The organism is Devosia naphthalenivorans, from assembly GCF_003056355.1.
GTDB classification, from domain to species: domain Bacteria; phylum Pseudomonadota; class Alphaproteobacteria; order Rhizobiales; family Devosiaceae; genus Devosia; species Devosia naphthalenivorans.
Window position 1 is genome coordinate 497,050 of the sequence record NZ_PYVW01000002.1, and the last position, 23,564, is coordinate 520,613.

At 62.0% G+C, this 23,564-nt stretch carries 23 protein-coding genes; 15 read left to right on the forward strand and 8 right to left on the reverse strand.

Features of this window, described 5'->3' with window-relative positions; genetic code table 11:
- Positions 1–300 precede the first annotated feature (300 nt).
- Positions 301–1,230, forward strand: coding sequence for a KPN_02809 family neutral zinc metallopeptidase (gene ypfJ / locus C8264_RS05510; protein WP_108459947.1), 930 nt, complete (start codon positions 301–303; stop codon positions 1,228–1,230).
- A gap of 135 nt (positions 1,231–1,365) precedes the next feature.
- Here ypfJ and carA read toward each other — a convergent pair whose 3' ends face one another.
- Positions 1,366–2,616 (reverse strand): glutamine-hydrolyzing carbamoyl-phosphate synthase small subunit, encoded by a 1,251-nt coding sequence (gene carA, locus C8264_RS05515; RefSeq protein WP_108459948.1) that lies wholly within the window; start codon positions 2,614–2,616, stop codon positions 1,366–1,368.
- Between the two features lie 90 nt (positions 2,617–2,706).
- On the opposite strand from carA, the gene C8264_RS05520 reads away from it, so the two are divergent.
- A complete protein-coding gene (locus C8264_RS05520; protein WP_108459949.1) occupies positions 2,707–3,159 on the forward strand; it encodes a GatB/YqeY domain-containing protein in 453 nt (150 codons plus the stop codon).
- A 36-nt stretch (positions 3,160–3,195) separates the two neighbouring features.
- Here C8264_RS05520 and C8264_RS05525 read toward each other — a convergent pair whose 3' ends face one another.
- A complete protein-coding gene (locus C8264_RS05525; protein ID WP_108460003.1) occupies positions 3,196–4,374 on the reverse strand; it encodes an MFS transporter in 1,179 nt (392 codons plus the stop codon).
- Between the two features lie 190 nt (positions 4,375–4,564).
- On the opposite strand from C8264_RS05525, the gene C8264_RS05530 reads away from it, so the two are divergent.
- From C8264_RS05530 to C8264_RS05565, 8 genes are all read left to right on the forward strand, one after another.
- Positions 4,565–5,128 (forward strand): HdeD family acid-resistance protein, encoded by a 564-nt coding sequence (locus C8264_RS05530; RefSeq protein WP_108459950.1) that lies wholly within the window; start codon positions 4,565–4,567, stop codon positions 5,126–5,128.
- Between the two features lie 67 nt (positions 5,129–5,195).
- Positions 5,196–7,130: a DNA primase gene (gene dnaG, locus C8264_RS05535; RefSeq protein WP_108459951.1), complete on the forward strand. Its 1,935-nt coding sequence runs from the start codon at positions 5,196–5,198 to the stop codon at positions 7,128–7,130.
- Positions 7,131–7,319: 189 nt separating this feature from the next.
- Positions 7,320–9,389 carry an RNA polymerase sigma factor RpoD gene (gene rpoD, locus C8264_RS05540; protein WP_108459952.1) on the forward strand — a complete coding sequence of 690 codons (2,070 nt, stop codon included), beginning with the start codon at positions 7,320–7,322 and terminating at the stop codon, positions 9,387–9,389.
- A gap of 17 nt (positions 9,390–9,406) precedes the next feature.
- On the forward strand, positions 9,407–9,607 hold the full coding sequence (locus tag C8264_RS05545) for a type II toxin-antitoxin system HicB family antitoxin (protein ID WP_108459953.1): 201 nt from the start codon (positions 9,407–9,409) through the stop codon (positions 9,605–9,607).
- On the forward strand, positions 9,604–9,813 hold the full coding sequence (locus tag C8264_RS05550) for a type II toxin-antitoxin system HicA family toxin (RefSeq protein ID WP_108459954.1): 210 nt from the start codon (positions 9,604–9,606) through the stop codon (positions 9,811–9,813). The genes C8264_RS05545 and C8264_RS05550 overlap by 4 nt, the downstream gene beginning before the upstream one ends.
- The gene (locus C8264_RS05555) at positions 9,800–10,099 is read left to right on the forward strand and encodes a DUF2442 domain-containing protein (RefSeq protein ID WP_108459955.1); all 300 of its coding nucleotides are present in this window, start codon (positions 9,800–9,802) and stop codon (positions 10,097–10,099) included. The genes C8264_RS05550 and C8264_RS05555 overlap by 14 nt, the downstream gene beginning before the upstream one ends.
- A gap of 21 nt (positions 10,100–10,120) precedes the next feature.
- Complete coding sequence (locus C8264_RS05560) at positions 10,121–10,411, forward strand: HlyU family transcriptional regulator (RefSeq protein ID WP_108459956.1); 291 nt, start codon at positions 10,121–10,123, stop codon at positions 10,409–10,411.
- A gap of 84 nt (positions 10,412–10,495) precedes the next feature.
- Positions 10,496–10,717, forward strand: coding sequence for a hypothetical protein (locus C8264_RS05565; RefSeq protein WP_108459957.1), 222 nt, complete (start codon positions 10,496–10,498; stop codon positions 10,715–10,717).
- 105 nt (positions 10,718–10,822) lie between these two features.
- Here C8264_RS05565 and C8264_RS05570 read toward each other — a convergent pair whose 3' ends face one another.
- The 4 genes from C8264_RS05570 to C8264_RS05585 form a co-directional block, all read right to left on the reverse strand.
- Complete coding sequence (locus C8264_RS05570) at positions 10,823–11,860, reverse strand: LLM class flavin-dependent oxidoreductase (protein WP_108459958.1); 1,038 nt, start codon at positions 11,858–11,860, stop codon at positions 10,823–10,825.
- A 131-nt stretch (positions 11,861–11,991) separates the two neighbouring features.
- Positions 11,992–12,678, reverse strand: a complete 687-nt coding sequence (locus C8264_RS05575; RefSeq protein WP_108459959.1) for a tellurite resistance TerB family protein — start codon at positions 12,676–12,678, stop codon at positions 11,992–11,994.
- 171 nt (positions 12,679–12,849) lie between these two features.
- Positions 12,850–13,230: a hypothetical protein gene (locus C8264_RS05580; RefSeq protein ID WP_108459960.1), complete on the reverse strand. Its 381-nt coding sequence runs from the start codon at positions 13,228–13,230 to the stop codon at positions 12,850–12,852.
- Between the two features lie 286 nt (positions 13,231–13,516).
- Positions 13,517–15,892 carry an OmpA family protein gene (locus C8264_RS05585; protein WP_108459961.1) on the reverse strand — a complete coding sequence of 792 codons (2,376 nt, stop codon included), beginning with the start codon at positions 15,890–15,892 and terminating at the stop codon, positions 13,517–13,519.
- Between the two features lie 233 nt (positions 15,893–16,125).
- Between C8264_RS05585 and C8264_RS05590 the strand changes: the two genes are divergently transcribed.
- Positions 16,126–16,548, forward strand: coding sequence for a secondary thiamine-phosphate synthase enzyme YjbQ (locus C8264_RS05590; RefSeq protein ID WP_108459962.1), 423 nt, complete (start codon positions 16,126–16,128; stop codon positions 16,546–16,548).
- Positions 16,548–17,378: a sulfite exporter TauE/SafE family protein gene (locus C8264_RS05595; RefSeq protein ID WP_108459963.1), complete on the forward strand. Its 831-nt coding sequence runs from the start codon at positions 16,548–16,550 to the stop codon at positions 17,376–17,378. Before C8264_RS05590 ends, C8264_RS05595 begins: the two co-directional genes overlap by 1 nt.
- 90 nt (positions 17,379–17,468) lie before the next feature.
- On the opposite strand, the gene C8264_RS05600 is transcribed toward C8264_RS05595, so the two are convergent.
- The gene (locus C8264_RS05600; protein ID WP_108459964.1) at positions 17,469–18,191 is read right to left on the reverse strand and encodes an SIMPL domain-containing protein; all 723 of its coding nucleotides are present in this window, start codon (positions 18,189–18,191) and stop codon (positions 17,469–17,471) included.
- A gap of 182 nt (positions 18,192–18,373) precedes the next feature.
- Here C8264_RS05600 and C8264_RS05605 point away from each other — a divergent pair, with 182 nt between their 5' ends.
- The 3 genes from C8264_RS05605 to C8264_RS05615 all read left to right on the forward strand — a co-directional run bounded on the left by C8264_RS05605 (position 18,374) and on the right by C8264_RS05615 (position 22,766).
- Positions 18,374–19,525, forward strand: a complete 1,152-nt coding sequence (locus C8264_RS05605) for a fumarylacetoacetate hydrolase family protein (protein WP_108459965.1) — start codon at positions 18,374–18,376, stop codon at positions 19,523–19,525.
- Positions 19,526–19,550: 25 nt separating this feature from the next.
- Positions 19,551–20,990, forward strand: coding sequence for an aldehyde dehydrogenase family protein (locus tag C8264_RS05610; RefSeq protein ID WP_108459966.1), 1,440 nt, complete (start codon positions 19,551–19,553; stop codon positions 20,988–20,990).
- 150 nt (positions 20,991–21,140) lie between these two features.
- Complete coding sequence (locus tag C8264_RS05615; RefSeq protein WP_108459967.1) at positions 21,141–22,766, forward strand: MFS transporter; 1,626 nt, start codon at positions 21,141–21,143, stop codon at positions 22,764–22,766.
- Between the two features lie 55 nt (positions 22,767–22,821).
- Here the strand turns inward: C8264_RS05615 and phoB are convergent, their stop codons facing one another.
- Positions 22,822–23,523 carry a phosphate regulon transcriptional regulator PhoB gene (phoB, locus tag C8264_RS05620; protein WP_108459968.1) on the reverse strand — a complete coding sequence of 234 codons (702 nt, stop codon included), beginning with the start codon at positions 23,521–23,523 and terminating at the stop codon, positions 22,822–22,824.
- Between the last annotated feature and the right edge of the window lie 41 nt (positions 23,524–23,564).

Sequence of the window (23,564 nt, forward strand, 5' to 3'; positions counted from 1 at the left end):
ATGCGATGGGATTTGCGGCGCGCACGACTCTGGCTCCGGGCCGCCATAGACCCGATAACACTTCCGCTTGCCTGCAGGGATCACGACATCCCCGCCCCATCTGACAACAACACTAGCCGGTTCGCGCGACCCGCTGGGCGTGAGGTTGGTATGGGGGAGGATAGCGCAGGGTTTTGGTGCGGGGAGAAGATGGATAGTTTGTCGGGGTTCCATGGATTGTAGATGCAGCTAGCGTGCAGGGAACTGATGGGCATGTGGCCGACTTGTTGCTAGGGTCGGGGGTAACGGGAGAGTGTTCCAATGAAGTGGCGTGGCAGGCAGCAGAGTTCCAACATTGATGATCGCCGTGGACGCACGGGCGGCGGCTTGGGGGGACTTGGTGGTCTTGGCCGTGGCGGTGGGATACGGCTGCCCATGGGCGGCGGGCGCGGCTCGCGTGGCGGTATCGGAAGCCTGATCGGGATTGTGGTGGTGCTCGGCATCATCTGGGTCGTCACCGGCACCAACCCAATGGATATTCTGAGCGGAGGCTCGAGCAGCGGGCCATCATCTTCGGCCAGTTCATCAAGCCAGTTGCCGGCGAGTGGCGAGGAAGCCGAACTGCGCGATTTCGTGGGCGTCGTGGTCAAGGAAACCGAGGATCTGTGGAGCGAAGTGTTCGCGCAGCAGAACGAGGATTATCCCGAACCCACAGTGGTGCTGTTTAGCGGCGCTGTGAGCACCGGGTGCGGCGAGGCTGATTCCAGCACCGGACCGTTTTACTGCCCGAATGACCAGCAGGTTTATATCGACCTGGGCTTTTACGACCAATTGCGCGAGCAGTTCGGCGCGCCGGGCGATTTTGCCCAGGCCTATGTGCTGGCGCATGAAGTGGGCCATCATATCCAGAACATCACCGGGGTGTTGCCCCAATTCAACCAGCGGCGCCAGGCGATGAGCGCCGAAGACGCCAATGCCTATTCGGTGCGCATCGAGTTGCAGGCAGATTGCTATGCTGGCGTGTGGGCAAATTATGCCGGGCAGCAAAACCTGGTTGAGCAGGGCGATTTCGAGGAGGCGCTGAATGCGGCCGACCAGATCGGTGATGATACGCTGCAAAAGCGCATGCAGGGTTTTGCCGTGCCCAAGACGTTCAACCATGGCACTTCGGCGCAGCGCAAGACCTGGTTCGAGCGCGGATATCAGTCCGGCAATCCGGGGGATTGCGACACGTTCTCGGGGAATGTGTAGGCTGGCTATTTTCCCGATGCAACCCCAACTGCAGCGCTTCCCTCGGACTTGATCCGAGGGCCTCTTCCAGCTCGGCACAAGCGGCAAATGGCCCTCGGATCAAGTCCGAGGGCAACCCGGTGATTATGCTACGCCTCAGGCGGCCGCTGGCTTGTGCTCGGGCAGCTTTTCGAGGCCCTTCTGCTCGCGGACGTGGTTGAGGAACCGCGTGAAGAGATAATGGCTGTCGCGTGGGCCGGGGCTTGCTTCGGGGTGATACTGCACCGAGAAGATCGGCTTGCCTTCGACGCTGAGGCCGGCGTTCGTGTCGTCGAACAGCGAGATGTGGGTTTCGGTGACGCCGGCGGGCAGGCTCGCCTTGTCCACGGCGAAACCGTGATTCATCGAGGTGATCTCGACCTTGCCGGTGGTCAGATCCTTGACCGGGTGGTTGGCGCCATGGTGGCCCTGGTGCATCTTGGACGTCTTACCGCCCAGGGCAAGGCCGAGCAATTGATGGCCAAGGCAGATGCCGAACACGGGCTTGCCGGTGTCCATCAGCTTCTGGATGGTGGGAACGGCGTATTTACCGGTCGCCGCCGGATCGCCGGGGCCGTTGGACAGGAAGATGCCGTCGGGATTGTGCGCCAGCACGTCTTCGGCCGTGGCCGTTGCCGGCACGACGGTGACCTTGGCGCCCTGATCGGCGAGGCAACGCAGGATGTTGCGCTTGGCGCCGTAGTCGATGGCCACGATATGGAACTGCGGGTCTTCGAGCTTGCCGTAGCCCTTGTCCCACTGCCAGCCGGTCTGGTCCCAGTGATAGGTCTGGGCGGTGGTCACTTCCTTGGCGAGGTCCAAGCCCTCAAGGCCCGGGAAGGCATTGAGTTCGGCCTTGATCGAGGCGTCGTCGAACATGCCGGTCGGCTCGTGAGCGATGACGCCGTTGGGCATGCCGTTTTCACGAATCTGGGCGGTCAGGGCGCGGGTGTCGATACCTGTGATGCCGATGATGTTGCGCTTTTTCAGCCAGGCATCGAGCTTTTCGGCGGCGCGGTAATTGGATGGGTTGGTGATATCGGCCTTGAGCACGACGCCGCGGACGCCGGACAGGGCGGCCATGTTGACCGTCTCGATGTCCTCGTCATTGGTGCCGACATTGCCGATATGGGGGAAGGTGAAGGTGATGATCTGGCCCGCATAGGAGGGATCGGTCAGCACCTCCTGGTAGCCGGTCATGGCGGTATTGAAGCACACTTCGCCGGCCGCATGGCCGATGGCGCCGATACCGCGGCCTTCCAGGCGCGTACCGTCTGCAAGGATCAGAACTGCGGTCGCGGGGGATTGCTGCCAGCCGGTCACGGTGGGTCTCCAAGGTTTGGGGTATGTCGGTTGAGGCCTCGTCATAGAAGCCTAGGTCGTCCAGCGCAAGTGGCGCGACCTCAAGTTTATGCCTATATGGGCACCAGAAACGCAAAGCCAAGAGGATGAAAACCCATGCGCGAACAGTTCAGCGAAGGTCTCAAGACCGCCCTCAAGGCCCGCGATCAGCGGCGCACGGCAACGCTTCGCGCCATCACCGCGGCCATCCAGGACAAGGATATCGCCATCCGCCAGGAGAACCGGGGTCCCGCCACAAACGAGGAGATTCTGGCCATCGTGCAAAAGATGGTGAAGCAGCGCGAAGAGAGCTTTGCCATCTATGCCCAGGCCGGCCGCGCGGATCTGGCGACGGTGGAAAAGGAAGAAATCGACATCCTCAACGAGTTTCTGCCCAAGGCGCTCAGCGATGAAGAGGTGGAAGCTGCCATCAATGCCGCCATCGCGGCCACGGGGGCCGAAGGGCCCAAGGACATGGGCAAGGTCATTGCCCAGTTGAAGGTCGACTATCCCGGCCGGATCGATTTCGGCAAGGCGAGCGGCAAGGTGCGGGCTGCACTGGCAGGCTGAGGAACAAGCAAAGGGAGCGGCAGACGCTCCCTTTCGCTATTCGGCCGGGCTGGAGATGGCCTGCGGCATGCGCAATTCGGCCCAATGGGACGCGATGGCGACCAGCGCTGCGGCAATGAGGCAAACGATGCCGATCAGCGGCAGGCTGCCATAGCCGGTGCCGCTTTCGATGGCGGCAGCGCCGATCATGGCGCCAATGGCGATGCCGATATTATAGCCGGTCGGGATCAGCGCCGATGCCAGGTTTGGCGCATCGCTGGCCGTGGTGAGCACCCGGGCCTGGATCGGCGTGCCGACTGCGAAATTGGCGCCGCCCCAGATGACCACGGCTACGGCCATGATGAGCGGATGCGGAGCGGCAACAAAGAGCAGTATGAAGGCCAGCACCTGGACGATCAGTATGGTGATGACAGCAGGCATCAGCTTCCAGTCGGACAGACGCCCGCCGATGAAGACGCCGATGGTCGAGCCGACGCCATAAAGCAGCAGCACCCATGGCACGACGCCCGAATCTAGCCCGGTCACTTCGATCAGCAGCGGGGCGATATAGGTGAAGACGCTGTATTGCGCGATCATGGCGAGGATGGCGATTATCAGCGAAGTAATGATCTGCTGGCGGGCCAGCGCCTTGAACTCGCGCCTGAAGCTGCCGCCGGTGCTTGCCTCGCCCGCGCGGGCCGGGAGGAACAGGGCGATGGCCAGGGTTGCGATGAGGCTGAGGATGCCTACGGCCCAGAACGTTGCGCGCCAGCCGAACATATTGCCGATGGCGGTGCCGCCGGGCACGCCCAGAATGTTGGAGACGGTGAGTCCCGAAAGGATCAGCGCCACGGCGAAGCCGCGCTTGTCACGAGGCACAAGGCTGACTGCCACGATGGCCGCGATGCCGAAATAGGTGCCGTGCATGACGGCGACCAGCACGCGGGCCGCGAGGAGTATCTCCAGCGTAGGCGCGATGGCGCACAGAACCTGCCCGATGGTGAAGCCACCGCCCAGCAACAGGATCAGCGTCTTGCGCGAAAGTTTCTTGGTCGCCACCGCCAGGAGGGGCCCGCCGATCGCAATGCCGATGGCGTAACCGGTCACCAGATATCCGGCGACGGGGATGGTCACGCCCAGGCCCGTGGCGACGTCGGGCAGGACGCCGGCAATCACGAACTCGGCGGTGCCGAAGGCAAAAGCCGCCAGGAACAGGGCGATAAGGGGGAGTGACATGATTGAAACCGCGTGGAGGCGGGCCTTCAAGTTAAAGCAGTCTCAAACCACAGCGGGGAGAACTGAGCAATCAACAAATTAGCCGCAGCATTGTAGAAAATGTAAATTGGCTAGGCGCTTGGCTGCATTCCGAAATGGAGTACACTCGTCTTGAGGCAGGCGCATCGGGCGCACAGGCGGGGGGATATAGATGAGCGTTTCGGCGAAAACCAAACGGCGATTTGCGGCGGCTACGGCATTGCGGGCCGTGTTCATGCTGGTCGCGGGGCTTTATGCCATTATCTGGCCGACAGAAGCGCTGGGTGTGCTGGTGCTTGCGGGCGGTATCCTGCTCATCGTGGATGGCGCGCTCGGCCTGTGGAGCCTGACCTTTGGTGGCGGCAAGAGCGGGAACTACTGGTTCGACGTGGTGTCCAACGCGTTGTCGCTGCTGCTCGGCGTATTGATTCTGCTCAGCCCGTTCCTCGCGACAATCCTGACGATAGCCTTCCTCGGCACCCTGATCGGTATCGCGGCGCTGATCGTGGGCATCATGCAGATCGTGGTGATCACGCGGGAACGCGAACACTATGCCCGCATCTGGCCGGTGGTGCTGTCGGGCATCTCCTATATTTTGCTGGGCCTGGTGTTCCTGTTCGTGCCGCTCGTGAGCATCACGGTCGCCATGATCTTTGGTGGCGTCATGCTGGTGATCTTTGCGTTTGGCCTGTTTGGCTGGGCTTGGCGGCTGTATGAGCGCAGCAAGGTAGCTTGAGCTATCCTCTCTGTGGATAAGTCGGCGCCCCGTGACTTGGGCGCCGTGAATGCCTATCTAACAACCCATGCGCTTTTCGGATCAGTTCCTCGATGAAATCCGCCAACGCCTGTCGATCACGCAGGTGGTGGGCGAGCATGTGCTTTGGGACAAGCGCAAATCGCAGCCGGCCAAGGGCGATATGTGGGCGTGCTGCCCGTTTCACGGCGAGAAAAGCCCCAGTTTTCATGCCGATGACCGGCGCGGCATTTACCATTGCTTTGGCTGTGGGGTGTCGGGGGATCATTTCCGGTTTCTGACCGAAAAGGCCGGCATGAGCTTTCCCGAAGCGGTTGAAAAGCTTGCGGGAATGGCCGGTGTGCCGATGCCGGCGCGAGACGAGCGACAGGAGAAACGCGAGGCCGAGCGCAAGTCGCTGATCGACGTCATGGAACTGGCGACGAAGTATTTCGAGGCGGCGCTGCAGCACAATATCGGGGCGCGTGCCCGGGGTTATCTCTTCGAACGCGGCGTTTCTGCGCAAAGCCAGACTCGCTTTCGCATCGGGTTTGCTCCCGATAGCCGCAATGGGCTCAAGGAACATCTGGCGCAGAACGGTGTGTCGGCGCAGGACATGATCGACACCGGGCTGGTCGCCAGCCGCGACAATGATCCGCTGACCTATGACCGTTTCCGCAACCGCGTCATGTTTCCGATCATGGATTTTCGTGGCCGGGTGATCGCCTTTGGCGGCCGGGCGCTGTCTGCCGACGTGCCAGCCAAGTATCTCAACTCGCCCGAGACCGAACTCTTCCACAAGCGGCAGACGCTGTACAATGGACAGACTGCACGGCAGGCGGCGCGGGATGGCAGCTCGGTCGTGGTGGTCGAGGGCTATCTCGATGTGATCGCGGCCGTTGCCGCTGGCTTCGAGGGCACGGTGGCACCGCTCGGCACGGCGCTGACGGAAGAGCATTTGCAACTACTCTGGCGCATGAGCCCTGATCCGATCCTGTGCTTTGATGGCGACAAGGCGGGCCTGAAGGCAGCGGAGCGTGCAGCCGACATCGTGATGCCGCACCTCAAGCCGGGGTTTACGGTCAGAATCGCGACTTTGCCCGAGGGGCAGGACCCCGACGATCTGATCAAGGCGCAGGGCAGGGGCGCTTTTGCGGATGTGCTGGACCGGGCCCGCTCGCTGTCGGACGTGATCTGGAGCATGGAAACCGGCGGGCTGGTGCCGGAAACTCCAGAGGCGCGGGCGGCGCTGCAGGTGCGTTTGCGCGAGCGGGCCAACTCCATACAGGATTCCTCGGTGCGCTTTCACTATGCGCAGGCGTTCGACGAGAAACTGCGCGCGTTTCTGGCGCCGGTGCGGCAGAACCGGTTCGAGCCGCGCGGTGGCCAGCAGCGCTACGGGCAGAGTGGCGCCTATGGCTTTCCCGGGCGTGGCACGCCGCGCCTGGTGGTCAGCGACACCTTGCGGAATTCCCGCCTGCTCAAGCCGGGCAATATGGCAACTGCCACGCCACGCGAGGCTACGATCATCCTGAGCCTGGTCAATCATCCGGCTTTGGTCGATGACAAGTTCGAGAACCTGGCGGCGCTGGATTTCGAAACGCCGGTAGCGCAGAAGGTGATGAGCGAAATTCTGAGCCTTGTGGTGCGCCATCACGATATTTCAGCGGATGATCTCAAGGCGGCATTGGGAGTGCGGGGGCATGGTCCGGCGCTCGAACAGATGCGCGATGTGCTGAACAGGCAGGGGGTGTGGCAGATTGGTGCCGAGATCGCCCTAATGGACGCCCAGATCGGATTGAGTCACGCGCTGGCCTTGCATAACAAGAAAGTTCAGCTAAATAAGGAACTCAAAGCAGCCGAAGCCGCGCTGGGCGAAGACCCAAGCGAAGAAACCTTTGAAAGGCTGCGAGACATCAAGAACCAGATTACCACTGTCGATGGCACAGAGGCATTGATCGAAGGATTTGGTTCGTTATCGGGACGCGCGACTCGCAGTTTTTAGGGAATGTTCCCTGAAGCCTGTGTGTACGCGCGATTTTGCGTATGACGATATGCTAAATTTTTCCTGAGACGAACTGGTAGCTGCTCGAGGCGTTAACACCTCGGTTACCTATCCTTTACCTTGCTTTGAGGTGTCACCACTTAAAGCCTTATTCGGACCCGGGCGCTACGGGTTCCGACGGAGTACCAGATGGCCACCAAGGCAGCTGCAAAGACCACGACCAAAGACAACGAGAAGCCGGAAGCCGGCGCCCCAGAGGCGACGAACGATAGCCCGCTGCTCGACGTCAACGATGCCGCCGTTAAAAAGCTCATCAAAGTCGCGAAGAAACGCGGCTATGTGACCTATGAAGAGCTGAACGCCGTGATGCCGTCGGACGAAGTTTCGTCCGAACAGATCGAGGACTTCATGTCCATGTTCTCGGACATGGGCATCAATGTCGTCGATGAAGACGAGGTCGAAGAGACCGAGGTCGAGAAGGACGAAGAAGACCAGGGCCAGGAAGTGGCCACCTCCAGCAGCAGCACGGCTGTCGCGACCACGTCCAACACCAAGGCCGGTGCAGACCGTACCGACGACCCCGTTCGCATGTATTTGCGCGAAATGGGCTCGGTCGAACTGCTCAGCCGCGAGGGCGAAATCGCCATCGCCAAGCGCATCGAGGCTGGTCGCGAGACCATGATCGAGGGCCTGTGCGAATCGCCGCTGACCTTCCAGGCCATCATCATCTGGCGTGACCAGCTCGCGCAGGGCGAAATTCTGCTGCGTGATATTATCGACCTTGAAGCCACCTATGCCGGACCCGACGCCAAGCAGGCGGCGCCCGACATGTCGGCTGCCTACCAGGCACCCAAGGCCGAAGCGGTTGCTGAGAAGCCGAAGGCGGCTCCGGCACCCCGTCGTGCTACCGGCAATGCCGAAGACGACTATGTTCCCGAGGAGCCGCAGGCGCCCCAGGACCCGGCACCGGATGATGACGACGACGAGTTCGAGAACGCCCTGTCGCTTTCGGCAATGGAAGCCGAACTCAAGCCGCAGGTCGTTGAAACCTTCGATCGCATCGCCGAGGCCTATGGCAAGATGCGCGAGATCCAGGATCGTCACGCCGAGGATCTGGGTGCTGCCGTCAGCGATGCCGACCGCAAGAAGATCGACGCTTTCCGCGCCGAAGTGATCGCCGACGTCAAATCGCTGTCGCTCAACAATGGCCGTATCGAGAACCTCGTCGAGCAGCTTTACGACATCAACAAGCGCCTGGTGAAGCTGGAAGGGCGCCTGCTGCGCCTGGCCGAAAGCTATGGCGTGAAGCGCGAGAAATTCCTCGAAAGCTATTACGGCCAGGAAGTGAACCCGGCCTGGGAAGCTAACCTTGCCAGTTTCGAAGGCAAGGGCTGGGCCGAATTTGCCCGTCGCGAAGCCGACACCGTGCGCGAAATCCGTGGTGATGTCGCAACGCTGGCGAGCGAAGCGGGCCTCAATATCGGGGAATACCGCCGCATCGTGCACAAGGTGCAGAAGGGCGAACGGGAAGCAGCCATTGCCAAGAAGGAAATGGTGGAAGCCAACCTTCGCCTCGTGATCTCGATTGCCAAGAAGTACACCAATCGCGGCCTGCAGTTCCTGGACCTGATCCAGGAAGGCAATATCGGGCTGATGAAGGCCGTCGATAAGTTCGAATATCGCCGCGGCTACAAGTTCTCGACCTATGCGACGTGGTGGATCCGCCAGGCGATCACCCGCTCGATCGCCGATCAGGCCCGCACCATCCGTATTCCGGTGCACATGATCGAGACGATCAACAAGATCGTCCGCACGTCGCGCCAGATGCTGCATGAAATCGGCCGCGAGCCGACGCCCGAGGAACTCAGCGAAAAGCTGCAGATGCCCTTGGACAAGGTCCGCAAGGTGCTCAAGATCGCCAAGGAGCCAATCTCGCTCGAAACGCCAATTGGCGACGAGGAAGATTCCAACCTCGGCGATTTCATCCAGGACGTGAACGCGATCCAGCCGATCGACGCCGCGATCCAGAGCAATTTGCGCGAGACCACGACCCGCGTGCTGGCGTCGCTGACGCCGCGCGAGGAACGCGTGCTGCGCATGCGCTTCGGCATCGGCATGAACACCGATCACACGCTGGAGGAAGTCGGCCAGCAGTTCTCGGTGACGCGCGAGCGTATCCGCCAGATCGAAGCCAAGGCGCTGCGCAAGCTCAAGCACCCAAGCCGGAGCCGGAAGCTGCGCAGCTTCCTGGATAATTAGGAGCGTCAGGATCAGCGATGAAAATCAAGATCGTCGTCCACGAAGCTGAAGAAGGTGGGTATTGGGCCGAGGTTCCTGCCATTCCTGGTTGTGTCAGCCAGGGGGAAACGCTTGAGGAGCTTGACGACAATATACGCGAGGCGATTGCGGGCTGCCTGATGGTAGACCCGGAACAAACAGATGGCGGTTTCGAACGTGAGTTGGATATCGCTGTATGAAATCAATCTCCGGCCGCGACTTTGCGCGCATGATCGAACGGCGCGGCTGGACCTTGCTTCGAATAAACGGTAGCCACCACATCTATGGGCGCTCGGGAAGTCCGGTGAGAATATCGTTGCCGGTTCACGGCAACACACCATTGAAAGCTGGTTTGCTTCGTCATCTGGCTAAACTGGCGGGTATCCCAGACGATGAGCTCAGATAGCAAGCCCCGCCTCAAGCTCACTGGCATCAGGGCCATCGTGCCTTTCAAGCTGGTGGTGACGTTCAACGATGGCTCATATGGGACTTTCGATGCGGCGCCGATGATCGGCGAGCGCGGGGAAGGGACCGAGCCGTTGCGGGATCGGCGGTTCTTTGGCACCGTGGAGCTCAAGAACGGGGTGCCGACCTGGCCCAACCACTTCGACCTCTCGCCCGATTGGCTGCGTGAGGAAATGGAAAAACGCGGCGAACTGCAATTGCCGCTGCCGGTCCGCCGCAGGCGCTGACCAAACGAAAGGAGACGGACCATGTCGTTCTGGAAAAATCTGTTCGGTGGTGGTTCGTCGACCGCAGAGCCCGCCGGGGACAAGGTGCTGGGGGAGGAAAGCCACAAGGGCTTCCTGATCAAGGCCATCGAGATGAAGGCCGGCAGCGAATTGCAGCTGGCCGGCACGATCGAAAAAGAAGTCGGCGGCGAGCTCAAGACTTACCGCTTCGTGCGCGCCGACCGCATGAGTTCCCGCGATGACCTGATCGTCCTGGCAATCGCCAAGGGCCGCCAGATCATCGACGAGCAGGGCGAAGCGATTTTCCGCTAGCCCTCTAGCCTTATTCATTTGTTTTTGCGGCCCTTGCGGACATCACTGTCCTGCGAGGCCGGCCTTACGCACAGGAGAATACCCATGGCCAGGAAGCCAACTGCACGCAGCGAATTCGTGATGTTCGACGTCATCTATGAAGATGGCAGCCAGCGTTCCAACCGCAAGGTGGATGCCAGCCTACTTGGCGGTCTTGACGGCGACGAGCCGGCACGTGGCGCAATCATGGAGCAGGATCGCGCCATTTCCGAGAAATCCGGCCTGCCACCGCTCGAGATCAAGTCGCTCAAGCGGTCGGGGAAGTAGGGGGCGGCACTCACGGCGTCATTCCCGCGAAAGCGGGAACCTCCTCTTGTGATGAAGTGAGGTTCCCGCTTTCGCGGGAATGACGCTGTGGACGGCGCAGAACTATCAGGCCAACGCCTTGTCCACGGCTGGCTTCACGACCGTGCCATAGAGCTCGATGGCTTTCATGATTTTGTCGTGGGGCAGGGTGCCGACGCTGAATTGCAGGCCGAAGCGGTCGTGCTTGAACCATTCGTGCTGCATCAGGATCTTGTCGATGATCTCCTGCGGCGAGCCCATGAAATAGGCGCCGTTGGGGGATGCGCTCGCGTCGAACTGGGCGCGGGTGCTGGGCGGCCAGCCGCGTTCCTTGCCGATGCGGCCCATTGCTTCGCTGTGCGCCGGGAAGGCGATGTCGCGTGCATCCTGGCTGTCTTGGGCGATGAAGCCATGCGAGGAAATGCCGACCGGCAGCGTTGCCGCGTTCTTTCCGGCTTTGGTAGCGGTTTCGCGATAGAAATCCACCAGCGGCGCGAACTGACGCGGCTGGCCGCCGATGATGGCGATCATCAGGGGCAGGCCGTAATAGGCCGCGCGGGCCACTGAATTGGGCGTGCCGCCTACCGCGATCCACAATGGCAATGGCTGCTGCACGGGCACCGGATAGATGGCCAGCCCCGGAATGGGCTTGGTGTGCTGCCCGCCGGGCCAGTTGACCTTGCCGCCCTCGCGGATGGCCAGCAGCATTTCGAGCTTTTCCTCGAACAGGCTGTCGTAGTCGTTGAGATCGAGCCCAAACAGGGGAAAGCTCTCGATGAACGAGCCACGCCCGGCCATGATCTCGGCCCGGCCGTTGCTGAGATTATCCAGGGTCGCGAACTGCTGATAGACCCGGATGGGATCTTCCGAGCTCAGGACCGTCACGGCCGTCGACAGGCGAATGGACTTGGTACGGGCCGCAGCGGCGGCCAGGATGGTGACCGGCGCCGAGGCGGTATAGTCCGGCCGGTGGTGCTCGCCCAGCCCGTAGAAATCAAGGCCAAGCTGGTCGGCCAGCTCGATTTCTTCCAGCAAGTCCTTCAACCGCTCGGCAGGGCTTTGCAGATAATTGCCGTTGAGCGGATCGGGGGTGTTTTCGGCGAAGGAGTAAAGTCCGAGTTGCATGATAACCTACCTCTGCTGCCCCATAGATGCGTGGCACGGCGGTTCCATGCAAGAACGTACATCGGTGTTACCGAGCCACTCCGATACAACGGGCTGCAACAAAAAGCCCCGGCGCTGGCCGGGGCTCGCTGTCAGACGTTGCTGGTTGAGGGAGAATAGGCGAAGGTGGATGGCGGCGTAGGTGAGCTTTCTGGAGCCTTCTCGCCGGCGGCTTTGTGAATCTCCGCGACCAGGGCCGGGTCGAGCTTCAGCTTGGAGGCTAGGGCGTCCAGATAGGCGCGTTCCGCTGCCGTATCGGCCGTAATCGCGACCAGGGATGCCGCATAGATTTCGGTGGCGTGCTCGGGCGTGTCGGCGCGCGCGACCACTGCGTTGATGTCGAGCGGGGACGAAAGCTCGTCGAACACCCAGGCTTTTTCCTCTGACGACAGGTTCATGGTTTCGAGCTTGCCGAAGATCGCTTCCTTTTCTTCGGCGTCGATCTTGCCGTCGGCCTTGGCTGCCGCAATCATCGACCGCACCAGGGACTTGCCCAGTTCTTCCTGGCCACGCTGATCATTGGGCGCAGGAATGAACGCATCCTGCGAGGGAGCAGGAGCGCTGGTCTGCTGGTTCTTCTGGTAGTTTTGCCAGGCGCTGTACGCCAGGCCACCGACGGCTGCCACCGCGCCCAGTTGCACGGCGCTGCCCGCAAGCTTGCCAAGCCCGCCCCTGCTCAACAACATTCCCGCGGCGAGCCCGGCTGCGCCGCTCATCGCGGTGCGTTGGTGGCCCTTGTCGGTCTGGAGGGCTTTGACGATCTGGTCGATGTTGAACATGAGCGGTCCCTTTGTGATTATCCCACCCACATGGGGTCGCAAATCCACATGCGCAATGGTGGGAGTGCCAAGGTTCCTAACAGGCGCTACAAACGAAGAGACCCCGGCGGGGCGGCCGGGGTCTCTCGCAAATGCCACGCAGGGAGTAACGAGGCATTATGGACGCCAACGTTATGGCGTGGTCGTTGCTGCCGGAGCAGGCTCAGTGGCCGGGGCTGCATCAGCGGGAGCCGCATCGGCAGCAGGTGGGGCATCAGCAGCAGGGGCAGCTGGGGCTTCGGTCATCGGTGCAGTGGTCGCTGCAGGTTCAGCCGGAGCTTCCGTCATCGGTGCGGTGGTTGCTGCGGGATCAGCAGGGGCTTCAATGGCCGGCGCACCGTCAGTGGTGGTCGTGGACGGGCCAGAGTTGGCCGAGAAAACCAGGTAGCCAATGGCCAGCAGGGCCAGGGCAACGATGATACCGACAAACCAGCCTGTGCCATTGCTTTCGCGGGTGTACACAGTGCGGTTGCCGTCATTGGTATAAACGGTATCGCGTTCAGGGGTAGCCATGATGTCGCTCCTTTGTTTCACCGTATGGCAGAGAAACGCGGGCTTTTTAGTTTTGTTCCCATTTACGTGATCACGAGATTCAACGTGGGTGGCATGGCCCAAAAACGTTTTACTGCAGTAGTTTACGTTCGTTTTCTGGGAGAAAACAGGAGACTGTTCATCTCGGATGGTTCAAGAAATCTGCTTTGCGGGCAGCTTTTCTGACCGTTTTGTGACGTGATTTCACCGGCGGCAAAGCAAAAGGCCGGGCACATGGCCCGGCCTTCCAAGATGTCGATAGAGGCTTCTAGCGTTCAGCCACGGTGATCAGCGGCGTAATGCGGCGGATGGTGGCGCGGCGGTTTTCACGCTCCGCCCCTTCGGTGCGGATCTTGAGGTAGCGCTCGCCATAACCCTGGGTGGCCAGGTTTTCCGGTGGCACGTCGTAGAAGTCCGTCAGGATGCGCGCAACGGTCGCGGCGCGAAGGTCCGACAATTGCAGGTTCGAGATGTCCGAACCCACGGCGTCCGTGTGGCCCTCGATCAGGAAGGTCTCGCTGGGGTTTTGGTCCAGCAGCGCCAGCATGGCATTGGCCACGTTGGACAGGGCACCGACCTGGTCGCGGCCGATGGTTGCCTCGCCGGTGTCGAATGTCAGGCCGCCGACTTCGAGCTTGCGGACGCTATCGCGAACGCGCGCCGAACGCTTGACCTCGTCGATCGAATAGAGACGGGCAACCTGCTCCACCGGTGGCTGACGGAAGAAGGTTTCGACCTCTTCCTCGTCGGCAAAGGAGGCGTCCAGCACGTATTCCTGAACAGGAATGTTCAGGCGCAGCGGCGGCAGATCGGCAGCCGGGTCACGCCATTCCATCAGATCGTCGCGATAGTCATCGTTGAAGTAGGCGAGCACGTGCTCACGGCCATCGGGGGTGATGCGCGAGCGGCGCAGGATATCGCCATTGCGGTTCCGCACGGTGATGACCTGGCTGCCATCGGGCCGCGTGATGGTTTCGCGCGTCCGGCCGTTGCTCAGGTTTTCATAGAAGATCTCGTCTTCCTGAGCGTTGTAGAAGCGGTCGGTGTCCTGGCCGATGGAGTTGACGATCAACTCGGAACCAACCTGCAGGATGACCTGCGTGATGGCCTGGCCGGGGTCCAGCGCGCCAATCACGGCATTGTTCTGGTTCACCTCGATATTGTTCTGGTTCACCTCGACGTTGGTCTGCTCGCCGATATTGGTCTGGGACTGATCGATATTGGTCGTCGTGTTGTTGACGGTCGTATTGTTGTTGGTGGTGTTGTTCACCACGTTGGTCTGGTTGATGACCGTGACGTTCTGCGGCACCGCGGGGGCCTCGATGGCCGCGGCTTCAACGGCCTGACCTTCCTCGGATGCTACCGGGACGAACTCTTCGGCAATGACGAACTGGGCCTGTGCGGCCACGTCCGATTCTGGCGGTGGAGCCGCGGCGGCCGCAGCAGCAGCCTCAGCGGCGGCAGGGTCCGCCTGTTCAACGGGCGCGGCGGCAGCATCGGCAGGCGTTTCTGCAGCGGGAGCGCCGGCGTCCTTGGCGCTATCCAGCACCGGAGCGATCTGCTCCTGCGTCACGCCTTCGGGCAGTTCCTCGATCGGCTCGACAGGCGCTTGCGCATCGGTCTGGGCGGGATCGGTAACTGCGTCCACGGGCTGATCGGCAGGAGCCTGGTCCTGTGGCTGCTCTGCGGCGGGGGCCGCGGGCAGGTTCGGCACTGCGGGCAGTGACAGGCCATAGCTCTGCAGGCAAGCTTCCGTGTCCGGCTGGCCGGCGCTCGCGCACAGATTGGAGATAGTCTGCTGGGCCTGGCTGATCTGCGCCTGTGCCGCGGCAGCGTCGCCGCCAGACATCATGTCGGCAACGGCACCATTGTAGATATCGACCTGGGCCTGCAGATCGGCGGAGATATCGACATCGGGCGTCTGCTCAGCCTCCTGGGCCGGTGCTTCTTCGGTCGGCAGTTCGGTTGGCTCAGCCGCCGGCTGTTCGGCGGCGGGAGCCTCCGCCGGAGCTTCCTGCGTCACAGCGGGAGCGGGCTCAGCCTCGGGAGCCGCCTCTTGCGCAGCGGCGGGTTCTTCATGGGGAGCGGCTTCAGGCTCTGGAGCAACTTCCTCGGCAGGAGCCGCCTCGGGGTCCGGGGCAGGTTCTTCAACCGCAGTTTCGGGGGCTGCTGCGGGCTCTTCCTGCAGGGTCTCGGCTTCAGGTGCGGGCTCTTCCTCTACGCTTTCGGGCGCAGGGGCTTCCTCGGTCACCTCAGGCTCGGGAGCCGGGGCTTCTTCGACGGCCTGTGGCTCCGGTGCTGGTTCTTGCGGTGCGGCTTCGGGCTCGGACGCTGCTTCCACCGGCTCCTCGACAGGAGCTGGTTCCGGCTCAGGAGCGGCCTCGACAGGTTCTTCGACGGGGGCTGCTTCCGGTTCGGGCGCGGGTTCTTCTACCGCTTCCTCGGCAGGGGCTTCTTCCGCTGGCGCTGCTTCTTCTGCGGGAGCCGCTTCGCCTTCGGCGGGCTGGGCCGCGATGCAGTCCTCAAGCGTGGTGAAGCCGGCATCGACGCAGGCCTGTGGCAATTCCTGGGCTGTCGCCGCAAACGGGGACAGGGTGAGCAAAGTCAGGCTCGATCCGGTTAGGAGCCAGGTTCTGAGGCGCATTGTTGTTATTCCTTTGTGTCGAATGGCACTTGAGCCAAGCATCGCGGCGCACATCTGAACGCAATCTGAACGGTTCAGTGCTGCGCGGCTAGTGACGCGTTTCCCCGCAAGGCCCAGAACGCCTGACCTATCCCATGGTTCCAGGCTGAGGGGAGGGCCAGAGGGGAGCCGGTGATCGTGGCGCGAATGCGGCGGCTCTGGCCGTGTCGTGCGGATCGTGCTAGGGCCAAGTCATGCAGCAATTGACCGAAAAACTAACCCTGCCGACTCATGGGCAGGGGCTATATGAGTTTACCCGCGCGGTCCGCCAGTTCGTTACCGACAGCGAGATTTCGACGGGGCTGCTGACGGTCTACGTGCGGCACACCTCATGCTCCCTGCTGATCGGGGAGAATGCCGATGGCGACGTCAAAACCGACACGCTCGGTTTTTTCCAAAGGCTCGTGCCTGAGGGGATGGACTGGCTGGTGCACACGACCGAGGGGCCCGACGACATGCCGGCGCATATCAAGGCCGCCCTGACCCAGACATCCATCGCCATTCCCGTGCATGAGGAAGCGCCGGTATTCGGCACCTGGCAGGGCATTTTTCTGTTCGAGCACCGCCGCCAGCCGCATCGGCGCGAGGTGGTGCTGCATATCATTGGAGATCGTTGATGGATTGGGCGAGCATCGCCGCCTATTGGCCGTTCGTGCTTGGGCTGATGGTGACCGGCGTTTTCTCGGGGCTGGCGGCTGGCCTGCTCGGCATCGGCGGTGGCGCCATCATCGTGCCGGCGCTAGCCACCTCGCTGTCGCTGCTGGGCTATGATTCAGACATCGTGCAGCACATCGCGGTGGGAACCTCGCTTGCCATCATCATTCCCACCGGGATCATGAGTGCGCGGGCTCACCACAAGCGTGGCGCCCTCGACATCAAGACCCTCAGGCTGTGGGTGCCGTTCATTGTCGCCGGCACATTTATCGGCGGGCTGATGGCAGGGCTGTTTTCAGGCGACGTGCTGCGCATCGTCTTTGCCGTCATGGCGTTTCTGATTGCCGCCAATATCGTCTTTGCCTGGCAGACCAAGGTCATGGGCCATCTGCACGGCTCAGGGCTGACGCATCGTATCTCGGCGTTCGTGGTGGGCTATATCTCGTCGCTGATGGGCATCGGCGGCGGTTCGCTCACTGTGCCGACGCTGGTCGCCTTTGGCGCAACCATGCACGCGGCCGTGGGCACATCGGCGGGAATAGGCGTCGCCATCGCGCTTTCGGGCACGCTGGGCTTCATCATTTCGGGCTGGGGACAGGCCGGGCTGCCGCCGCTCAGCCTTGGCTATATCAATCTGGTCGCGATGGTGCTGGTGGCGGTGCTTGCCGCCGTATTCGCCCCATTCGGCGCGGCGCTGGCGCATCGGCTTGACCAGAAGACGCTGAAATACGTCTTTGCGGCGTTTTTGGTCGTGGTCGGACTGAACATGCTGTGGAAAGTGCTGGCCGGCTGAGGGCGCAACAAAATGGGTTGGTGGGGACGGTTTGACTACGGTGGTCCGTCCCCACCTCCCAAGCCCCCTCAAAGAGGGGAATTGGTTCGCTTAGTTCGTGGCGTCTTCTTCAAGTTCCCACTGAACTGTGACGTTGATCGAGAAGCTCAATTCACCAGCCTCCACCGGAACGGACGAGGCCGCTGCATCAGCGCGCATCGCGTACATGGGCATGGGCTGGGGTGGATTGAAGCCCTGGCTTTCGGAAATCGACTTCAATTCCTCCAGGCGGCCGCCTGCGACTTCGGCATAAAGCTCAGCCTTTTCGCGGGCATCGGCGAAAGCCGATTTGCGCGCTTCGTTGTAGAGATCGCTCGGGTCGGCCACCGAGAAGGTGACGCCATTGATAGTGTTGGCCCCAACGGTCACCGAATTGTCGAGGATGGTGCCAAGCGTTTCGAGCTCGCGGACAGCTACGGTGACGGTGTTCATCACCTGATAGCCGTTGATCTTGGGCGGGCGGGTATAGCCGTTGGCGTCGCGCTCGTCGGAATAGACATAGTCCGGGTTTACCGAAAAGCCGGAGGTCTGAATGTCCCGCGCCTCGATGCCCGATTCCTTCAAGGCGGCGACAAGATCGGCCATCGCCTTGGAATTGGCGTCGAGCGCTTCGCGGGCGGTGGCGCCCTGCGTGGTCACGCCCGACGTGATGGTGGCCATGTCGGGCGCGGCGCGAACCTCACCCATTCCGTCGATGGTGATGGTTCCGGCATAGGCGGGCAGGGCAAGACCGGCAACAAGGGCGAAGGGAACAAGGGTGAACAAGCGACGCATTGGCAAACTCCAAAAGTTCGGTGGGGACTACTCCCCATCCATTGCGTCAGTATTGCGGCCAAGATGAACCGAGCTTGAACGAGCCTGTGGAAGACTGGTGTGCCCCAAAAGTATGACTTATCGGGCTTGCGTCCCGGCCTTTGCGTGCGGTACTCACTGCCTTGGCTTTCATGGGGGAATAGATGAGCACGAGGCATTATCCGGACGGCGTTCTTTTGGGACGCGCGCAAATTCCCGGTCATTCCCACCCCCGCGTCGTGACGGTTCGCGATGGCGAGTTGTTCGATATCACGGCCAAGGGCTTTGCCACGGTACGCGATATTGCCGAAAGCGGGCGGGCTGCCGAGTATGTGCGCAACGCTGATGGCGTAAGCGTGGGCGATGCTAATGATATTGTCGCCAACAGTGTGGCCGCGAGCCGTGATCCGGCCAAGCCGAGCCTGCTGTCGCCGATCGATCTGCAATCGATCAAGGCGTCCGGCGTGACCTTCGTGGTCTCCTTGCTGGAGCGCGTCATCGAGGAGCAGGCACGGGGCGACAAGTCGCGCGCCGATGCCCTGCGTGGCGAAATTCTAGAACTGATCGGCACGGATCTGAGCGAATTGGTGCCCGGGTCCGAGACCGCGATGAAGGTCAAGGCCGCGCTGATCGAAAAAGGCGTCTGGAGCCAATATCTGGAAGTGGGCATCGGGCCCGACGCTGAGATTTTCACCAAGGGCCAGCCGATGAGTTCGGTGGGCTATGGTGCCGAAGTGGGCCTGCATCCCGTATCCAGCTGGAACAATCCGGAGCCGGAAGTGGCGCTGGTGGTGACCAGCAAGGGCGAGATCATCGGCGCAACGCTGGGCAATGACGTCAATCTGCGCGACGTCGAAGGTCGGTCGGCCCTGCTGCTGGGCAAGGCCAAGGACAACAATGCCTCGGCTTCGCTCGGGCCGTTCGTGCGGCTGTTCGATGGCGAATTCACGCTCGACAGCGTCAAGCAATTCGAGATCGCGTTGCGCGTGGAAGGGCAGGACGGTTTCGTGCTCGAGGGACATTCCTCGATGAACCAGATTTCCCGCACCCCCGAATCGCTGGTTGCCGCCACCATTGGCGGGCATCACCAATATCCCGATGGGCTGGTGCTTTATCTCGGCACCATGTTCGCGCCGGTCAAGGATCGCGACGGCGTGGGCAAGGGCTTCACCCACAAGCTGGGCGATGTGGTCTCCATATCGACATCAACGCTGGGCACACTATCTAACAGTGTGAACCTCTCCACCAAATGTCCGCCCTGGACCTATGGCGCCAGCCATTTGCTGCGCGACCTGGCCAAGGCCGATCTCCTTTAGAAATTCCGCTCGAAAGGCACATGAAATGGCTGAATTGCACAAGAACCTCATCGATGGGGAATGGGTTGGCACGGACGGCGTGGAAAACATCAACCCGTCCAACACGGCAGAAGTCGTGGGCCTCTATGCCCGCGCCACCGCTGAGGAAACTAAGCAGGCCATCGCTGCGGCCAAGGCGGCTTTCCCCGCATGGTCGCGCTCCGGTATCCTTGAGCGCCACGCGATCCTCTCCAAGGCGAGCCAGGAAATCATCGCCCGCAAGGCCGAACTGGGCGAATTGCTGAGCCGCGAGGAGGGCAAGACCCTGCCTGAAGGCATTGGCGAAGTGACGCGCGCTGCGCAGATCTTCGATTTCTTTGCCGGTGAAACCCTGCGCCTGGCTGGTGAAGTGCTGCCGTCGGTTCGGCCCGGTGTGGGTGTCGAAATTACCCGTGAGCCAATCGGGGTGATCGGCATCATCACGCCGTGGAACTTCCCGATCGCCATTCCGACCTGGAAGATCGCGCCGGCGCTTGCATATGGCAACACCGTGGTCATCAAGCCGGCGGATCTGGTGCCTGGCTCGACCTGGGCGATCGTCGATATCCTGGTGCGCGCGGGCCTGCCAAAGGGCGTCCTGAACCTGGTCATGGGCAAGGGCTCCGTGGTCGGCCAGACCATCCTCGAGAGCAAGGATGTGCATGCCGTCAGCTTCACCGGCTCGGTCGGCACGGGCAAGCGCGTTGCCGCAGCTTCGATCGAAGTCGGCCGCAAGTTCCAGCTCGAAATGGGCGGCAAGAACCCGACCATCGTGCTCGACGACGCCGACCTCAAGGTTGCCGTGGAATCGGTGGCACAGTCCGCGTTCTTCTCGACCGGCCAGCGCTGCACGGCGTCTTCACGCATCATCGTCACGGAAGGCATCCACGACAAGTTCGTCGAAGCACTGGCCGAACGCACGCGCAATCTGCGTGTCGGCGATGCGCTGCACAAGGACACCGAGATCGGCCCGGTGGTCGATCCGAGCCAGCTCAAGCAGGACACCGATTATATCGAAATCGGCAAGCAGGAAGGCGCCAAGCTGGTTGCCGGCGGCGAGCGGGTGAAGGGCGGCACGGAAGGCTACTTCCTGCAGCCAACACTGTTCACCGAAGCCACCAACCAGATGCGCATCAGCCGCGAAGAAATCTTCGGGCCAGTGGCCTCGGTCATTCGCGTCAAAGACTACGAAGAAGCGCTGGCGACGTCCAACGATACGGAATTCGGCCTGTCTGCCGGCATCGTCACCACCTCGCTGAAATATGCGACGCACTTCAAGCGCAATGCCGAAGCAGGCATGGTGATGGTCAACGTGCCCACGGCAGGCGTCGATTTCCACGTACCGTTCGGCGGCCGCAAGGGCTCCAGCTATGGTCCACGCGAGCAGGGCAAGTACGCGGCGGAATTCTTCACCGTGGTCAAGACGGCCTATACGGCGGCCGGCTAGGCGAGACTGCCTTCCAAATTCTGCTTCCGACAATCGTCACTCTCGGGCTGGGCCCCGAGGGTGACGCGCGATGCACCCCTTATCTATCCCAAGCGACTTGCCAATCACTGCCACGTCGCCCTAGACATCTATCCAGGGTGAGGAGCGATAATGGCTGAACGATCATCCCTGCTGGCGCCGTTTCGCTACGAAACGTTCCGGCTCTTGTGGCTGGCGACGCTCGTGTCCAATCTGGGCGGACTGGTCCAATCGGTCGGTGCCGGTTGGATGATGACGACGCTCACCGACTCCCACAACATGGTGGCATTGGTGCAGGCGTCGACCACCTTGCCGATCATGGTGTTTTCCCTTGCGGCGGGGGCCTTGGCCGACAATTTCGACCGGCGCACGGTGATGATCGTCGCGCAGGGTGGCATGATGATCGTGTCACTGGCGCTTGCGGCCATGGCGATCCTTGGCTTGCTCAATCCGTGGCTGTTGCTGGCGTTCACCTTCCTGATCGGCTGCGGAACGGCGCTGTTCAATCCATCCTGGCAGGCTTCGATGGGGGACATCGTGCCGCGCTCGGACCTGCCGGGAGCGGTGACGCTCAATTCCGTGGGCTTCAACATGATGCGCAGCGTGGGGCCTGCCATTGGCGGGCTTATCGTTGCGCTGGCAAGCGCGGGCGCGGCTTTCGCGTTCAATGCGCTGTCGTATATTCCCTTGATTGTGGCGCTGGTGCGCTGGAAGCCGGTGCGGCCGGTGTCCAAGCTGCCGCGCGAGAGCTTCGGCAGCGCCATGTGGGCGGGCGTGCGCTACGTGGCGCTATCGCCCAACCTCACCATCGTGCTGTTTCGCGGCATGCTGTTCGGCCTTGCGGCGATCTCGATCCTGGCGCTGTTGCCTTCGGTGGCCAGCGAATATGTGGGTGGCGGGGCGCTGGTCTATGGCACGCTGCTGGGGTGCTTCGGGCTTGGCGCTATTGGCGGAGCCTTCCTGAACGAGCGCGTTCGCGAACGTTACAGCAATGAAGTGATCGTGCGCCTGGCCAGCGTCGGCTTCGCGATTGCCTGCGTCGGTCTGGGCTTCAGCCGGGACGTATTGCTGAGCCACCTTGCGCTGCTGCCGGCGGGCGCCTGCTGGGTGCTGTCGCTATCGCTGTTCAACGTTTCCATCCAGCTGTCATCGCCGCGCTGGGTGGTTGGGCGAGCCCTGTCGCTCTACCAGACGGCAACGTTTGGCGGTATGGCGGCGGGCAGCTGGATCTGGGGTGCGACCGCCGATGCGTTCGGACCGGATTGGGCGCTGGCCACGGCGGGGGTTGTGTTACTGGCTTGCGCCGTCGTGGGCCTGCGCCTGCCGCTGCCGCAGTTCAACACGCATGATCTCAATCCGCTGAACACCTTCAGCGAGCCGATTCTGCGGCTTGATCTGCGGCCGCGCAGCGGGCCGATCATGGTGATGGTGGATTACCGCATCGATCAGGCCGATATTCCGCGCTTCCTTGCGCTGATGGCTGACCGACGCCGCATCCGTCGGCGTGACGGGGCAAGGCAATGGGCGCTGCTACGCGATCTGGAACAGCCCGATCTGTGGGTGGAAAGCTACCACGTGCCGACCTGGATCGATTATGTCCGGCACAACATGCGGCGTACCAAGGCCGATGCGGACAATGTCGAGCAGTTGCGAGCGCTGCATCGTGGCCCCGATCTGCCGAAAGCCCATCGCATGATCGAGCGGCAAACGGTGCCGCTCAATGACGATACGCCGCTTAGGGATTCACCCGAAGTTTAGCGATGGTGGGTCGCAGGCTCATGGTTCGACGGGCTCACCATGAGGGCGCTGCGGCTCAGGCGACCTGCGCAAACCGCTCGTCGAAGGCGTAGCCCGCGCCGCGGACGGTGCGGATCGGGTCGATCTCGCGGCCGCGGTTGATGGCGCGGCGCAGGCGGCCGATGTGAACGTCCACGGTGCGTTCGTCGACATAAACATCATTGCCCCAGACGCCGTCGAGCAATTGCTCGCGCGAATAGACCCGGCCGGGGTGGCGCATCAGATATTCCAGCAGGCGATATTCGGTGGGGCCCAGATGCACGTCGCGCGTGGCGCGGCGAACGCGGTGAGTGGTGCGATCCAGCTCCAGATCGCCCACCTTGAGCGACGCCGTGACCAGGTTCGGATTGGCACGGCGCAGCAGTGCGTGGATGCGCGCCATCAGCTCGGGCACCGAGAAGGGCTTCACCACATAATCGTCAGCGCCGGTGGCAAGCCCGCGCACGCGCTCTTCTTCTTCACCGCGCGCCGTCAGCATGATGATCGGAATGCGCGAGGTTTCATCGCGTGCACGCAGGCGACGGCAGAGCTCGATGCCGGAGATTTCAGGCAGCATCCAATCGAGCAGGATCAGGTCGGGCAGCTTGTCCTGAATGGCTAGCTGCGCTTCGTCGCCGGTTTCCGCCGTCACCACGCGGAAACCTTCCGCTTCGAGATTGTAGCGCAGCAGAATAGCGATATCGCCCTCGTCTTCGACAACGAGAATGGTGGCGGGCATGGGTGTGGCTCCCCGGTTTCGGCTCGGTGGTTATCGTGCAG